Origin of the sequence: Buttiauxella gaviniae ATCC 51604 (assembly GCF_001654835.1) — a bacterium.
GTDB classification, from domain to species: domain Bacteria; phylum Pseudomonadota; class Gammaproteobacteria; order Enterobacterales; family Enterobacteriaceae; genus Buttiauxella; species Buttiauxella gaviniae.
The window spans coordinates 16,485-32,234 of record NZ_LXEP01000041.1 but is presented as its reverse complement, the minus strand read 5'-3'; the positions used below and the strand labels follow the sequence as shown (position 1 = coordinate 32,234).

The 15,750-nt window shown below is 52.1% G+C and carries 16 protein-coding genes; 9 read left to right on the top strand and 7 right to left on the bottom strand.

Annotated features, from left to right (window positions below; translation table 11 throughout):
- Nucleotides 1–180 (bottom strand): hypothetical protein (locus M977_RS25715; protein WP_209438612.1); only part of this gene is annotated, 180 nt, incomplete at its 3' end.
- A gap of 44 nt (nt 181–224) precedes the next feature.
- Between M977_RS25715 and M977_RS20840 the strand changes: the two genes are divergently transcribed.
- The 6 genes from M977_RS20840 to fbpC all read left to right on the top strand — a co-directional run bounded on the left by M977_RS20840 (nt 225) and on the right by fbpC (nt 8,063).
- Nucleotides 225–854: a response regulator transcription factor gene (locus M977_RS20840; RefSeq protein WP_064518666.1), complete on the top strand. Its 630-nt coding sequence runs from the start codon at nt 225–227 to the stop codon at nt 852–854.
- Complete coding sequence (locus tag M977_RS20835) at nt 855–2,396, top strand: MASE1 domain-containing sensor histidine kinase (RefSeq protein ID WP_064518665.1); 1,542 nt, start codon at nt 855–857, stop codon at nt 2,394–2,396.
- Nucleotides 2,397–2,483: 87 nt separating this feature from the next.
- Nucleotides 2,484–3,812, top strand: a complete 1,329-nt coding sequence (uhpC, locus tag M977_RS20830; protein ID WP_064518664.1) for an MFS transporter family glucose-6-phosphate receptor UhpC — start codon at nt 2,484–2,486, stop codon at nt 3,810–3,812.
- A 9-nt stretch (nt 3,813–3,821) separates the two neighbouring features.
- A complete protein-coding gene (locus tag M977_RS20825; protein ID WP_064518663.1) occupies nt 3,822–4,853 on the top strand; it encodes an ABC transporter substrate-binding protein in 1,032 nt (343 codons plus the stop codon).
- 67 nt (nt 4,854–4,920) lie between these two features.
- Nucleotides 4,921–6,999, top strand: a complete 2,079-nt coding sequence (locus tag M977_RS20820) for an ABC transporter permease (RefSeq protein WP_064518662.1) — start codon at nt 4,921–4,923, stop codon at nt 6,997–6,999.
- 14 nt (nt 7,000–7,013) lie between these two features.
- A complete protein-coding gene (gene fbpC, locus M977_RS20815; RefSeq protein ID WP_064518661.1) occupies nt 7,014–8,063 on the top strand; it encodes a ferric ABC transporter ATP-binding protein in 1,050 nt (349 codons plus the stop codon).
- Nucleotides 8,064–8,147: 84 nt separating this feature from the next.
- On the opposite strand, the gene mazF is transcribed toward fbpC, so the two are convergent.
- The 3 genes from mazF to hglS all read right to left on the bottom strand — a co-directional run bounded on the left by mazF (nt 8,148) and on the right by hglS (nt 10,232).
- Nucleotides 8,148–8,480: an endoribonuclease MazF gene (gene mazF / locus M977_RS20810; protein WP_064518660.1), complete on the bottom strand. Its 333-nt coding sequence runs from the start codon at nt 8,478–8,480 to the stop codon at nt 8,148–8,150.
- Entirely contained in the window at nt 8,480–8,725 is a 246-nt protein-coding gene (locus tag M977_RS20805; protein ID WP_064518659.1) for an AbrB/MazE/SpoVT family DNA-binding domain-containing protein, read from the bottom strand. Before M977_RS20805 ends, mazF begins: the two co-directional genes overlap by 1 nt.
- 163 nt (nt 8,726–8,888) lie before the next feature.
- Complete coding sequence (gene hglS, locus M977_RS20800; protein WP_064518658.1) at nt 8,889–10,232, bottom strand: 2-oxoadipate dioxygenase/decarboxylase HglS; 1,344 nt, start codon at nt 10,230–10,232, stop codon at nt 8,889–8,891.
- A gap of 253 nt (nt 10,233–10,485) precedes the next feature.
- Here hglS and pcaH point away from each other — a divergent pair, with 253 nt between their 5' ends.
- The 3 genes from pcaH to pcaQ all read left to right on the top strand — a co-directional run bounded on the left by pcaH (nt 10,486) and on the right by pcaQ (nt 13,166).
- On the top strand, nt 10,486–11,223 hold the full coding sequence (gene pcaH / locus M977_RS20795; protein WP_064518657.1) for a protocatechuate 3,4-dioxygenase subunit beta: 738 nt from the start codon (nt 10,486–10,488) through the stop codon (nt 11,221–11,223).
- Nucleotides 11,223–11,843 (top strand): protocatechuate 3,4-dioxygenase subunit alpha, encoded by a 621-nt coding sequence (gene pcaG / locus M977_RS20790; RefSeq protein WP_064518656.1) that lies wholly within the window; start codon nt 11,223–11,225, stop codon nt 11,841–11,843. The genes pcaH and pcaG overlap by 1 nt, the downstream gene beginning before the upstream one ends.
- 399 nt (nt 11,844–12,242) lie before the next feature.
- On the top strand, nt 12,243–13,166 hold the full coding sequence (gene pcaQ / locus M977_RS20785; protein WP_064518655.1) for a pca operon transcription factor PcaQ: 924 nt from the start codon (nt 12,243–12,245) through the stop codon (nt 13,164–13,166).
- Between the two features lie 81 nt (nt 13,167–13,247).
- On the opposite strand, the gene pcaC is transcribed toward pcaQ, so the two are convergent.
- From pcaC to M977_RS20770, 3 genes are read right to left on the bottom strand one after another with little or no spacing between them, the layout of a single operon-like run.
- On the bottom strand, nt 13,248–13,634 hold the full coding sequence (gene pcaC, locus M977_RS20780) for a 4-carboxymuconolactone decarboxylase (protein ID WP_064518654.1): 387 nt from the start codon (nt 13,632–13,634) through the stop codon (nt 13,248–13,250).
- Between the two features lies 1 nt (nt 13,635).
- Nucleotides 13,636–14,394, bottom strand: coding sequence for a 3-oxoadipate enol-lactonase (gene pcaD / locus M977_RS20775; RefSeq protein WP_064518653.1), 759 nt, complete (start codon nt 14,392–14,394; stop codon nt 13,636–13,638).
- A complete protein-coding gene (locus M977_RS20770) occupies nt 14,391–15,746 on the bottom strand; it encodes a 3-carboxy-cis,cis-muconate cycloisomerase (protein ID WP_064518652.1) in 1,356 nt (451 codons plus the stop codon). The genes pcaD and M977_RS20770 overlap by 4 nt, the downstream gene beginning before the upstream one ends.
- Between the last annotated feature and the right edge of the window lie 4 nt (nt 15,747–15,750).

Below are 15,750 nucleotides of genomic sequence, written 5' to 3'. Positions count from 1 at the left end.
AGGATTGCCAAGGAGAGGGCGTTCTCTCCTTGGCACGCTCACCGTTCGCTGATCCATGTAGGAACGGTAAACTTTCGGGTGAACGGAAAATCTCGATCCTCCAAAAGCCATAAGCTTACTTGCCCCCATTTCTGTTACCCCTGTAACATAAACCCAACATCCCCATTGCGCAGAATCCATTCGCCCTCATGATGTCGCCAGACTCCCTTCTGATGAGCAGAACGATGATTGCCGTTGCTTTAGTTGATGACCATGTTGTGGTGCGCTCCGGTTTTGCGCAGTTACTTAGCCTTGAGAGCGATATTGAGATTGTGGGGCAGTACAGCTCTGCCGCCGAAGCCTGGCCTGCGCTGGTAAAAAATCAGCCCGATGTAGCCGTGCTCGACGTGGCAATGCCGGACGAAAACGGCCTAAGCCTACTCAAACGCCTGCGCCAACAACGCCCCGGTTTCCGCGCCATCATTCTGAGCATTTATGACACCACAGCATTTGTGCAAAGTGCGCTGGATGCCGGTGCCAGCGGTTATCTCACCAAACGCTGCGGCCCGGAGGAATTAGTACAGGCGGTTCGTTCCGTTGGTATGGGCGGCCATTATTTATGTGCGGATGCATTACGAGCGTTACGGCACGCAGGGCAACCAGCCAAAGTTCTGGAAGTTCTCACTCCACGCGAGCATGAAGTTTTCGATTTGCTGATCAAAGCCGAAAGCGTGAAACACATTGCCGAACAACTCAATCTTAGCCACAAAACAGTCCATGTGCATCGCGCCAACATCCTCGGCAAACTGCAATGTGAAAGCACCATCGAACTGGTGCATTTTGCCCTTGAACACCAATTGTTAACCGGGCACTAAATGTCTCGCGCGTGGCGTCATCTGCTGTTATCGCTGTTTATCGTCTTTGCCTGGGGGCTGACCTGGCTTGCCCTGTGGACGATCAGTTTTTATCTCACCGATAACGGCCAGCAGGCTACCTTACTGTTGCCGCAGGGCGTTCATCTCGCATTGTTGATTTTGCTACATCGTCGCTATTGGCCAGCCCTATTTATTCCGGTGATCGGGCTACTTATTTGGCTTTGGCTGCAACAATTAATGACAGAACCCGTCATGTTGCTTTCCCCGCTGCTTAGCGCTATTCCTGCGCTATTAGTTCAGCATTACTGGCACCGTTTTACGCTGTACTGGCAGCGGCTTTCGCTGCTGATGGCGGCCATTACTGGCGATGCGCTGTTACACACCCTGGTGCTGACGCCATTTCTGTCGAGTTCCGCTTCACAAACACTGCTGGCAGCGTTTACTGGTGGTGTAGTGCTGACGCCGTTCGTCTATTTGATTTATGAATATCTGCGCCAACAGCATCTGGAAAGCCTGCTGGCACAAGAAACTCCTAATCCCCCGCTACGCACTTCGTTGCTTATCTGGTGCAGCCTGTTTTTCATCATCGGTGTTGGCGCACAAATGGTGGTGTCGCCGGAAATCGAGCGTTTGTTGCTGATTGTGGTTTTCCTGCCAAACGTAGTCATGGCCTACAAATTTGGCTGGCAAGGCGGTGTGCTGGCAGCGCTCCTTGGCAGCATGATGATTACCATCGCCCGGCAAATTGGCAGCGGCTTTAACGGCTTGATGGAGATGGAACTTTTTCTCTCAACCCAGGCGCTGTTGGGCATTGGTCTTGGGATTGCCATCAGTCGCCAGCAGCATCTGGCAAATAATCTTCATCGTTACCGCCAACGGCTGGAAGTTGAGTTACAGGCGCGCCGCGAGTTGATGGAACAACTGGTGCACACCGAAGAGGACACGCGCAAAGATCTGGCGCGAGAACTGCACGATGAAATTGGTCAGAATATTACTGCGATTCAAATCCAGTCGATGCTGGTTAAGCGCACTGCCAGCGGTGATGCGACGGTACTCGCCGCCGAGCAAATCAACCAGCTTGCCCAACGTATTCACCACTCGACCCGCCACTTATTGCGCCAGCTTCGCCCACCAGTGCTGGACGAAATTTCCCTCGATAAAGCGCTGCACCATCTGATTCAGGAGTTCGCCTTTGTCGAACGCGGTATCACCTGCCGTTTCCATTACGATTTACCCGGCCAGCCCGCCAGCGACCCGGTGGTGTTTACGCTCTATCGTCTGGTGCAGGAGTTGCTCAATAACATTTGCAAACACGCTGACGCCCACAAGGTTGAGATCGCGTTAACTCAGCAACCCCACGGCGTGCGCCTTGAAGTCAAAGACGATGGTATCGGCTTTAGCGGCAGCACCCACACCGGCCTCGGATTACAAGGGATTGCCGAACGAATCCGCGCTTTAGGCGGAGATTTGCAACTCGAAAGCCAGTCCGGCACACGCGTAATTGTTAACCTGCCCACATTTTTTGAACAAAAACAGGGATAACCAGGAATAATTCCTGGTTGGCTAAAACCTTGTCTCATCCCCTTTCTGTCAGCGTTTTCTATAGTCATTTCAACCGGGAGGAATCAGATGATTTCCGAGCAAACAATCGGCCGTGATTATCGTTACTGGCGTCCACGTTTGCTGCTGTCGATGGTCGTGGGATACGCCGCATTTTACCTGACACGCAAAAGCGTCAGTTTTGTCCTTCCGGCGATGCAGCTCGATCTGGATTTAAGCAAAAGTGATATCGGCCTGCTGGGCACGCTGTTTTATCTCTCCTACGGCCTGTCGAAATTTGTCGCAGGATTGTGGCACGACCGCCGGGGCGCACGCTGGTTTATGGGTGCCGGCCTGCTGGCCACCGGGATACTAAATATCCTGTTTGCGTTTGGCAGCAATTTACCGATGTTGCTGATTATCTGGACGCTAAACGGGTTTTTCCAGGGTTGGGGATGGCCGCCGTGCGCGAGGTTATTAACGCACTGGTATTCGCGCAACGAGCGCGGTTTTTGGTGGGGGTGTTGGAACACGTCCATCAACCTCGGCGGTGCGGCGGTGCCGCTGATTTCCGCGCTGATGGCGCTTTGGTACGGCTGGCAGGCATCGTTATTTGTTTCGGGTGCCATCGGCATTGTCATTGGGATTTGGCTTTGCCGCAGCCTGACCGGCACGCCGCAAGAATTGGGATTACCACCGGTCGGCGTCTGGCGACATGACCCGTTGGAAATGCGCCAGGAACAGCTCAGTCCTCCAATGCCGCAGTGGCAAATGTTTCGCAGCACGGTGCTGCAAAACCCGATGGTCTGGCTTCTCGGTGTGAGTTATGTGCTGGTATATCTGATTCGTATCGCATTGAACGACTGGGGCAACATCTGGCTTTATGAAAGCCACGGCGTGAATTTACTCAGCGCCAACGCCACGGTGATGTTGTTCGAAATGGGCGGATTACTGGGCGCACTGTTTGCCGGATGGGGTTCAGATTTGCTGTTTCGTGGCCAGCGTGGGCCGATGATTTTACTCTTTGCGTTGGGGCTGTTTGTTTCGGTCGCCGCACTTTGGTTATCGCCAGTGCACCACTACGCATTATTGGCAGTCTGCTTTTTTGCCATCGGCTTTTTTGTTTTTGGCCCGCAGATGCTGATTGGTCTCGCCGCCGTGGAGTGCAGCCATAAACAGGCGGCAGGCAGCGTTACCGGGTTTCTGGGTTTGTTCGCCTATTTAGGTGCGGCTCTGGCAGGATGGCCGTTGTCGCAGGTGATTGAGCGCTATGGCTGGTCCGGGATGTTCGCACTACTCACCGTTGCCGCCGCATTAATTGGATTTTTGCTGATGCCCCTGTTAATGGCGGGCATCAGCGCACAGGACAGGAGTGTTGGCGCCATGGACCCGGCAGTTACCTTACCTCAGGACACTTAGGATAATAATATGAAACTGACCGTGCTCTCTTCTCTGGTTGCTGCGGGTGTTGCGTTGGCTACCCTGTCAGGTGCCGCGCAAGCCATAGGCCGTCTGGTGGTGTATTGCAGCGCTACCAACGAAATGTGTGAAACCGAAACCAAAGCGTTCGGTGAAAAATACGAGGTGAAAACCTCGTTTATCCGCAACGGCTCGGGCAGCACGCTTGCGAAAGTTGATGCCGAGAAGAAAAACCCGCAGGCTGATGTCTGGTATGGCGGTACGCTAGATCCGCAATCCCAGGCGGGGGAAATGAATCTTCTTGAGCCGTACAAATCAGCAAATCTCGCGCAAATCATGCCAAAATTCCAGGACCCGGCTAAACGCAAAGGCAACTACTCCTCAGCGGTTTATATCGGCATTCTCGGTTTTGGTGTTAACACCCAGCGCCTGAAAGAGAAGAACCTGCCGGTGCCGAAATGCTGGAAAGATCTGACCAACCCAATTTATAAAGGTGAAATCCAGGTTGCTGACCCACAAAGCTCGGGCACCGCTTATACCGCTCTGGCAACGTTCGCCCAACTGTGGGGTGAAGATCAGGCATTTGATTACCTGAAAAAACTCAACGGCAATATCTCTCAGTACACCAAATCTGGTATTGCTCCGGCGCGTAACGCCGCGCGTGGTGAAACCGCCATCGGCATTGGTTTCCTGCACGATTACTCCCTGGAAAAAGAGAACGGTGCTCCGCTGGAATTGATTTCCCCATGTGAAGGCACCGGTTATGAGATTGGTGGTGTCAGCATCCTGAAAGGTGCACGCAATATGGACAACGCCAAACTGTTTGTTGATTGGGTGCTGTCAAAAGAAGCGCAGGAACTCTCCTGGAAAAAAGGCAAGTCTTATCAAATTCTGACCAACACAACCGCCGAAAGCTCACCGTTGTCGCTCAAGCTTGATGACCTGAAACTCATCAACTACGACATGGACAAATACGGTGCGACTGACATGCGCAAAGCATTGATCAACAAATGGGTTAGCGAAGTAAAAATGGGTAACTAACCCGTTAGCAGGTGACAGCGTCACGTCACCTGCTCCCCCTCCTTTTCTTTTGGCCGATGAGGCACTTATGTCTGAAACTTTACTTTTGCGACCTACGCGAAAGCGGGACGCTATTATCTGGTGGGTGGCGCTGTGCTGGCTGGCTTTTGCCCTGCTGCCAAGCTGGAGCCTCGATTACGGGTTATTTGAATCGACAAGTGATGAGCTAATCAATGCTTACAGCTGGTCTGGACTTAACATTAGTCTGCTGTGGTACGTTTTACCTTCGCTGTTGCTGCTGCGCCCGTTTAATGAACTGGGGCCAGAAAAGCGCCAGCGTCACTATTTCGACGCAGGCTGGGCACTCTTTTGCATGGCCTTTGTGGTAGTCAGTGCAACCCTTACCGAGCGTGGAATGGGTTACGCCACTATTGTGCTGTTTATCGCGCTCGGCATGGTTATCACTCTCGCACTGACTCGCCTTGAATGGCTCGGTGGCGACAGCTTTGTGATTGGTTCGCTGGTGACAATTATCGCGCTGATTGGTGTGTTTATTGTTTGGCCGAGCATCGCGATTTTCATTCCGATGTTTACCAATGATGCCGGGGAGTTTGCGCCGCTAGCGTTTATGGCGGTACTCAGCCAGGCGCATATCATCCAGGTAATTATCAACTCCATCGCGCTGTCGATTGCGGTGGGAATTGGCTGCACCTTCTTCGGCCTGGTGTTGGCGATTTACACCACCCGCATCGCCAAACGTAGCGCTATTATTGGCCGTATTTTCTCGATTCTGCCTATCGTGACCCCGCCGTTTGTCGTCGGCCTTGGCGTCACGTTGATGATGGGCCGTTCGGGGTATATCACCGAGTTGATGGTCGACTGGTTCGGATTGACCAACACCAACTGGCTGTACGGTTTTACCGGTATCTGGCTGGCGCAAGTTTTAGCATTTACGCCGATGGCCTTTATGATCCTCGATGGTGCGATTAAAACCATTCACCCGTCGCTGGAAGAAGCCTCTTATACCCTACGTGCTACGCGTTGGAAGACCTTTAAAGGGGTGTTTTTACCGCTGCTGAAACCGGCACTGGCTAACGCCTTTTTGATTGTGATTGTGCAATCGCTGGCGGACTTCAGTAACCCGCTGGTACTTGGCGGTAACTTCGACGTACTCGCCACACAAATCTATTTCTACATCACTGGCTCGCAACTTGATTACCAGGCCGCCAGCACACTAGGCGCATTCTTGCTGGTCTTCTCACTGCTGGTGTTCTGCATTCAGTACATGTGGATTGGAAAACGCTCCTACGTCACCGTTTCCGGTAAATCGAACCGAGGCGACGTTCAGCCGCTGCCAGTGACACTGGTGTGGGCGGTCATTGCGTTATTAGCGGTGTGGATTGCCTTTAACGCCCTACTTTACGGCAGCATTTTCTATGGCAGTTTCACAGTTAACTGGGGCGTGGATTACACGCTGACGTTCGATAACTTCATCAAGCTCTTCGGCCAGGGCATGAGCGATGGCGCGTGGCCTTCACTGCTCGACACGCTGCTGTACGCCGGGATTGCCGCACCGATCACCGCCTTTTTCGGCTTGCTGATTGCCTGGATAGTGGTGCGCCAGCAGTTCCGTGGCAAAAAGACCATCGAATTCACCACCATGCTGTGCTTCGCCGTTCCAGGCACCGTTGCGGGCGTTTCGTATATCCTGGCGTTTAACAGCGCCCCGGTTTACCTGACCGGAACGGCGGCGATTGTGATTATGTCGATGGTGATGCGTAACGTACCGGTGGGAATTCGTGCCGGGATTGCTGGGCTGGGGCAAATCGACAAATCACTCGACGAGGCCTCTTTGAGCCTGCGTGCCGGATCGATGCGCACCATTATCAACATCCTGCTGCCATTGCTGCGCCCGGCGATTTTATCCGCGCTGATCTACAGTTTTGTGCGCGCCATTACGACTGTTAGTGCCATCGTCTTCCTCGTCACGCCGGATACTCGTGTGGCAACCGCCTACATTCTTAACCGCGTGGAAGATGGTGAATACGGAGTGGCGATAGCCTACGGCTCGATTCTTATCGTCGTAATGTTGACCATTATTTTCATTTTTGACTGGCTGATTGGTGAAGCGCGTATTTCACGTTCAAAAGCCAAAACCAACGCGTGATTACGGAGTAACACATGACACAACCTCATTTTGTAGAACTGCGCAATGTCACGAAACGGTTTGGCAATAACACCGTTATTGAAGGCATTAATCTGGCGATCCCAAAGGGTGAAATGGTGACGTTACTCGGCCCTTCCGGCTGCGGAAAAACCACCGTTTTACGCCTGGTTGCCGGGCTTGAAAAACCCACTGAAGGGCAGATTTTTATTGATGGCGAAGATGTGACGCACCGTTCCATTCAACAGCGTGACATTTGCATGGTGTTCCAGTCCTACGCCCTGTTCCCGCATATGTCGCTGGGCGATAACGTCGGTTACGGACTGAAAATGCTCGGCACCTCGCGTGGGGAAATTAAAACACGCGTGAAAGAAGCGCTGGCAATGGTCGATTTAGATGGTTTCGAAGACCGTTTTGTTGACCAGATCTCCGGCGGCCAGCAGCAACGTGTGGCACTGGCGCGCGCACTGATCCTGAAACCGAAAGTGCTGCTGTTTGATGAGCCGCTCAGTAACCTTGATGCCAACCTGCGCCGTAGCATGCGTGACAAAATCCGCGAGCTACAAAAGCAGTTCAACATCACGTCGCTGTACGTTACTCACGATCAGAGTGAAGCGTTTGCCGTGTCGGATACGGTACTGGTGATGAACAAAGGTGAAATCATGCAGATTGGCAGCCCGCAAACGCTGTATCGCCAGCCCGCCTCACGCTTTATGGCGAGCTTTATGGGTGATGCAAACGTCTTTCCGGCGCGTTTTGGCAGCGATTTTGTCGAGATCCATGGCTACCGTTTACCGCGCCCGCCGCAGTTGACCGTAACTCAAACAGAAGGCACGGTTGGCGTGCGCCCGGAGGCGATTACTCTCAGCGAACATGGCGACGAAAGCCAGCGCTGCGTGGTACGCCATGTGGCATATATGGGGCCGCAATATGAAGTGACTGTGGAATGGCATGGCCAGGCGCTGTTATTGCAGGTGAACGCAACTCGCTTACAGCCTGACGTAGGTGACAATTATTATCTTGAAATCCATCCGTACGGCATGTTTATGCTGGCTGATGCGGCGTAAAAACAAGGGCCGCAGCTATGCGGCCCTACGAGTGATGACAAGCTGTTCTGAAATGGCCACCGTGACGGGAGGCCATTTTCGATATCAACCGAACAACGCTTTTGCTTTCGCCCGGATATCAGCCAGTTCTGTGGCGTTAACTTTGCTTTTCTTCTCGACTTTTCGTGCTCGCCAGTCCACACAGGTGACTTGATCGGATAATGCGACGCCTTCACGGCTCTGTGTTATTTCAACCTCAAAAGGATATCCCTTTGCTTTTGTAGTGCAAGGCACACACAACAACAGCCCCGTTTTGTTGTTATAAGCAAACGGGCTAAGTACAACCGCCAGGCGATGCCCCCCTTGTTCATGCCCTTCAACAGGGTCAAAATTAATCCAGATTAAATCGCCTGCATCTGGTACATAGCGAGAAACCATCAGAGCATTTCCTTGCCAACCGGTGCGCCAAACTCCGCTTTCTCATGCTGATTTTCCGGGGTAATTCCGGCTAACAACGCATCAAGCGAATAGGCTTTCGCTCTCACAGGAACAATAATGATACGACCATCTTCTACGGCAATATCCACCGTATCATCAACATTCAAACTAGCGGCTTGCATGATAGCGGCGGGAATGCGAACTGAAGGGCTATTACCCCATTTTTTGACGACAGATTGTGCCATGCGAGAACTCCTTTGTTGATACGTTTGTAGCAACAGTAATTCAGCCAATCTAATGTGTCAACAATGTATCTACACTGTAGTGTCGGCAGGCTAAACGGAAGATCTCTGACTGAGTGGTCGGCATTGCGCACAATACCGACTTTTCTCTAAAGTTTTGACGTCGCTACAGCAATCCGCAGCGTTTTTTACTGCGATCCGACGCCTGTTGGTACAACTCAAACTCATTTGCTACTGCTGCACCGAGCGCTTGTTCAAACTCCTGGCGGCTGGAGTGACCATGGCTGCGTGCCCCGCCTTCACTCCCCAGATTCGACTGGAAAATTCCCGCAGCACTGACCGGGAGGAAATCTTCATAAATAATCGGCTGCGCCACCAACCAACCCCGTTCAATCAGCGACTGCGGGTCATCACCTGGTTTAATCGCCTGGCGGTGCATTTCGCCCACAGGGGTTAAACGGTAGCGGAAATAAGCCAGATCCTGGCAGCGCATTAGCGTTTCACTGTCGGGCAAGCGGCTGAATACTTCCTGCAAATGCTGCTGATGGCTAAAATTATCCTGCCCATTACCGGCTTCATTTAGCAACTCATCGTATAACGCACGCCCTTTTGGCGTTAACGCTACACCACGCTGCTCAATTTCGCCGAAACGGGCGGTATGTGTGCCGTGATGTACACCGGCAAAAATAATCGGTTCTTCCAGCGCTTTAAAGCTGGTCTGGCGCAGCAAGATTGGGAATGTGCGGCGTGGTGGTCCTTCGATAATCGCTTTTGGCGCAATGCCATATTCCGGCATCAATGCCTGAACGCGGTCGATATCTAACGTGCGCGGAGTCAGGTGATTAATGTGACAGCCGCGGAAACAGACGACGTCGGCAATCAGGCGATGCTGCTGGTGGAATGCCTGGTAAGTTTGTGCATCTACCGTGGCATGACTGTGCCAACGGAAGGTTTCCAGCGCCTGACTCACGAACTCGTCTGCCTGCTCTTCGCTAAATACGCCCTGCTGGTCGTAAATATCCAGTAATGCCCGACAACGAGGGGTGAAAATGTCACGTTCTGCGAGAATAGCTGCAGCAGTTTTACGCAGTTCAGCATCGTCAATTAGCTCAAGGCGTAGCAACGAGGTGAAAATACGGAACGGATTACGCGCCAGAGCCGCGTCATCAATTGGACGAAACGCAGTGGAATGCACCGGTACGCCCGCCTGCGAAAGGTCGTAATAGCCGATTGGATACATCCCCATTACCGCAAAAATGCGCCGTAAGGTTGCCAGTTCTTCCGCTTTACCCACCCGTATTGCGCCGTGGCGCTCCACATTCAGGCGCGCCAGTTCATCGGCATTCTCTAATTGCTGTTGCAGATCGGGGTTATTTTCCAACACCGCCAGATTTACGTCAGCGACTAACTCTAACAAGGTTCCGTATTGAGGCACTTCTTGCTGGTACATCGCCGACATTGCGTGCGAAAATTTTTCCCGAATATCATCAGCCGTGATGTTGTTCGCCATAATGTCGTACTCCTGTGAATATTGCTCAAAGAGTAGAATGTCGCGCAGGGGTTTTGGGCTAAGAATTTTCGTTTTGTGATCGACTATACAGCCATAGATTATAAGTAATGTTTTCCGAAAATTTCATAGCCACAGGTTATGTAAATCAGCCTTTAAATTCACTTTAATTTAACAAGCCATTAACTGAGACTGTCGGTGGCGATATTTAAAATTAGAATGCATCGCCTCCTGTATCCCACAACTGGAGCTGGCTATGTCACAGATTTGGCAACCTCGTGAGCTTGTACATCGCGACTACGACTCTCATCCTCCGGCGTTCGCGCCGGGGTATAAAACCAGCGTGTTACGCTCACCGCGCAATGCGCTGATCTCTTTGCAGAACTCGCTGTCTGAAATTACCGGGCCAATATTTGGTGCCAAAGATCTCGACCCGCTTGATAACGACCTGATCATGAATTACGCCAAAGACGGCCTGCCCATTGGCGAGCGCATTATTGTGCATGGCTACGTTCGCGATGGATTCGGCCGCCCGATGAAAAACACCCTGGTGGAAGTGTGGCAGGCCAACGCAGGCGGGCGTTATCGCCACAAGAAAGATAAGTATCTCGCCCCTATCGACCCAAATTTTGGCGGCTGTGGACGCGTGTTGACCGATGAAAACGGCTATTACTTCTTCCGCACCATCAAGCCAGGCCCGTATCCGTGGCGTAACCAGGCAAGTGACTGGCGCCCTTCTCACATTCACTTTTCACTCTCTGGTGACTCTTTTGCCCAACGTCTCATCACCCAGATGTATTTTGAGGGCGACCCGCTGATTAAACAGTGTCCGATTGTGAAAACCATTAATAACGATGACGCCATTCGCACATTGATTGCCGAACTGGACACCCATGCGGCAGTGCCGCTTGATTGCCTGGCGTATCGCTTTGATTTAGTGCTGCGTGGCCAGCGAGCCACACTGTTTGAAAACCGTACTCAGGGGGCCGCGTGATGAAAGATTATTTAGCAGAAACCGCATCGCAAACTGCCGGCCCATACGTCCACATTGGTCTGGCTCCGCAAGCCGCTGGTTTTAACATTTTCGAGAAAAACTTTAGCCACGTGCTAACCAATTCTCACACTCAGGGCGAGCGGATTATTGTTGAAGGACGGGTGTTTGACGGCTCAGGAACGCCAGTGCGCGATGTGTTGCTGGAAGTGTGGCAAGCCAATGCGGCCGGACGTTACAACCACCCTGCAGACAAGCAAACAAATAAAGAACTGGATGAAGATTTCCGTGGCTGGGGACGAACCTGTTCAGATTTCGACAGTGGTATCTGGCGTTTTGACACCATTAAACCGGGTGCTGTAACCGGGCGCGACGGCCGAATGATGGCCCCGCATTTGAACCTGTGGATTGTGGCGCGTGGCATTAATATTGGCCTGAATACGCGGATGTATTTTTCCGATGAGCAAGCAGCGAATGAGACCGACCCGGTGCTTAATCTCATCGAGTGGGAAGTGCGACGTAATACGCTGATTGGGAAGCGTGAGAAGCGCGGTAATGAGGTGGTGTATACGTTTGATGTGTTTCTTCAGGGGGAGAAGGAGACGGTGTTTTTTGATGTATAGGTGGATTGCCATTCACTTGTTGGGTTGTGTCCTTTGTTAGAGTAGCGATTGTTCCGTTCACTAAACGTTCAGTGTTCCCTGTACTTACCGAAACGGTGAACGTATCAAGGGTGCTGTGCTACCGCAGCACCCTCGGCTCGTTCACCGTTTCGGTAACTTAAGGGATAACTGGACGCCTGGTGAACGAAACCTTTCTCCACACATAAATATTGCCAACATTTATTGGAACCCCACCCATTTCCAATAAACCCCTCCTGGCTCGAATCATTAATTTAAATTAACCTTCCCTCACCTATTGTTATAAATTATCGAGTGATGTTAATGAAATTTTGCTAGCAAGTTATCAAAATCAAACAACTTATCTTGTCAGCGCTACGGGTCTGTTTTTAACATCAGGTTATGGAAAAAAACGGTTTGTTTAGTCAGCGCATTCGCTTGCGCCATCTTCATACTTTCGTGGCTGTCGCTCAACAGGGAACTCTGGGGCGCGCGGCTGAAACACTTAATCTTAGCCAGCCTGCATTATCGAAAACACTTAATGAATTAGAGCAGCTAACCGGCACGCGTTTATTTGAGCGTGGGCGGCTTGGCGCACAAATGACGTTGATGGGTGAGCAGTTTCTGACGCACGCGGTAAAGGTGCTCGATGCGCTCAATCACGCCGGGCAATCGTTTAATCAAAAAGATGGGCAAAACACTACGGTTATCCGTGTTGGTGCCTTGCCAACTGCAGCACTGGGCATATTACCAAAAGTTATTGGCCAGTTTCACAAGCAGCAAAGTGACGTTACGCTGCAAGTCGCCACCATGAATAACACCATGCTGCTGTCGGGTTTAAAATCGGGTGAGCTGGATTTAGGTATTGGCCGAATGTCCGATCCTGAATTGATGACCGGGCTGAACTATGAACTGTTATTTCTTGAATCGTTAAAACTGGTGGTTCGTCCTGGGCACCCACTTCTGCATGAAAACATCACCCTTAGCCGCGTGATGGAGTGGCCGGTGGTGGTGTCGCCAAAAGGAACAATTCCACGCCAGAATGCCGAATCGCTGCTTTCAAGCCAGGGTTGTAAAATGCCTGCAGGCTGCGTCGAAACGCTTTCCGCCTCTCTCTCTCGCCAGTTGACTGTGGATTATAACTACGTGTGGTTTGTGCCATCTGGCGCGGTGAAAGAAGATTTACGCCAGGGAACATTGACCTCGTTGCCGGTGACAACGCAAGGTGCTGGTGAGCCAATTGGTATTTTGACTCGCGTGGATACACCGCTTTCAGCGGGCGCGCAAATTCTGCTGTCTTCGATTCGGAAATCTATTCCGGGTTAAGTAACAAGGGTGGATGACGCTAATCCACCCTACAACACCGTTTTCGTAGGTCGGATAAGCGTTAGCGCCATCCGACATTAATTAACCAGCGGCATCCATCTCATCAAACACCTGTTGTGCAAGATGCATAGTGGCGTTGGCTGCGGGTAAACCGCAGTACAGTGCTGAATGCATAATCAGTTCTTTGAGCTCGTCACGCGTCACGCCGTTGTTAAAAGCCGCTCGCAGATGCATTTTCAACTCGGCCTCACGGTTAAGCGCAATTAACATCGCGATGGTTATCATGCTGCGTGTGTGGCGCTCAAGTCCCGGACGTGTCCAGATATCGCCCCAGGCATAACGAGTAATGAAGTCCTGAAACTCCTCATTCAGCGGCGTAAGCTGCGACAATGTACGATCGACGTGGCTTTCACCCAGCACCGCGCGGCGAACTTCCATGCCTCGTTGATAATGTTCTTCATCCTTCATCTCAGTCGCCCTGTTGAATAAAGTTAAGCAATGCGATGTTGAAACCGTGAGCGTCTTCAATGCTGGAGATGTGTGAAGCCTTGAGAGTGACAAGGTGCGAACCATGCACCTGTTGATGCATAAACTCACTGTCAGCCACGGTGCAAACCGGGTCGTTGACTCCGGTGATAAACTGCATCGGTATTGTGATATTGCCAATTTCTGCTCGCAAATCCGCTGCTGCCAGTGCTTCACAACAGGCGGCATAACCTTCTGGATTGGTCTGCGCCAGGGTTGCGCATAACGCATCGACTTGCGCATGATGGTGCTGAACAAAATTATCAGTAAACCAGCGTGCCGGCGCACTTTTGGCAATCGCCGACATCCCTTCGTGGCGAACAGTTCGAGCGCGTTCCAGCCAGCCACTTTGCTCACCGATTTTCGCGGCACTGTTGGCGACAGTTACCGAAAGAAACCGCTCCGGCGCAAAACGCGCCAGCCACAGGCCAGTCAAACCACCCATTGAAATTCCGCAGAAATGCGCCTGCTTAACGCCCGCATCATCCATCACACTGATAACATCTTCCGCCAGTTGTGGCAGTGTAGTTTTCTCGTTTTTGGTAGTACGTCCGTGGCCATGCGTGTCGTAACGCAGCACGCGGAAGTTCTCAAGCAACGCCGCCATTTGCGGCTGCCACATCTCAAAGGTGGTACCCAGAGAATTAGATAGCACCAGCACTGGCGCACCAGCAGGCCCTTCCAGTTGATAATAAAGACTCATATTCCCCTCCTGGTTTGTTGTGCCGACCGCGCCAGAACCTGGCTGATGAAATGATCATTACTGCCAATGGCGTGCTGCGGGTCGAGCAAATGTTCGATTTGTATCGTAGAAAGATGGGCGCTGACGTCAGGGTGTTGTGCAAGCAATGTTGCAAGGGGCTGATTTTCGTCCAACGCGCGATGACAAAGTTGTTCCACCAGATGGTGTGCGGCCTGTTTCCCGATTGATTTCGCCAGCGCCAGAGTCACAGATTCCGCCATAATCAGGCCGTGAGTGATATCCAAATTGGCGCGCATTTTCGCGGTGTTAACCTGCATTCCCTGCATCAAATCCAGCGAGGTTTGCATCACACCCCCAGTCAGCATAATAAGCTGTGGAAGCGTTTCCCATTCGGCTTGCCAGCCACCTAGTGCCCTTTCATGTTGCTGATTCTGGCTGGCGTACAGCGTTGCCATCATTCCTGGAATGCGCATGGTGGCAGTCAGTATAGCGGCACAGCTCACCGGATTACGTTTATGGGGCATGGTGGATGAACCACCGCGCCCTTCGGCAATCGGCTCGCCTACTTCTGCGACTTCGGTTTGCATCAGTAACGAAAAATCATTGGCGAATTTGCCGAGTGTGCTGCTGACACCTGCGAACCAGGTGGAGGCTTCCAGCAATCTGTCGCGCTGGCTATGCCACGGTGTGTCGGACGGTTTAAGCGCCAGGGCGCTTGCTAACGCTTGCGCCACAGGCATGCCCTGATCTTTAAGCGATGCCAGCGTGCCCGCAGCACCGCCAAACTGCAGAACCAAAACACGCGGTTTTATTTCAGACAAACGCTGCTGCCAGCGCAAAAGTGCATCTAGCGTTCCTGCCAGTTTAAGGCCAAACGTGATCGGCAATGCATGCTGCATCCAGGTGCGGCCGGGCATCACGCTATGCTGGTGTTGTTGGACTTGTACGGCTAAAACATCAATCAACTGCCCGATAAGTAACTCAGAAGCATCGAATGCAGCGCGCAGTTGCAGCACCAGACCGGTATCAATCACATCCTGGCTGGTTGCGCCCCAGTGAACGTAACGTGCGGCCTGTTCATCGTGCTGTTTTACGTTGGCAGTGAGCTGTTTCACCAGCGGGATCGCAAGGTTTCCAGCACCTGCCGCCGCTTGCGCTAAGGCTTCACTATTGAGTTTTGTGGCCTGACACTGCCCTGAAATGACATTACCCGCCGACTCAGGGATCACGCCACATTGCGCACAGGCCTGCGCCAGTGCCGCTTCAAAATCCAGCATCCCTTGTAACGTCTTCTCATCGCTGAAAATGTCGGTTAGCGATGATGCACGCAACATTGGGGTAAACAGTGTCATGCCT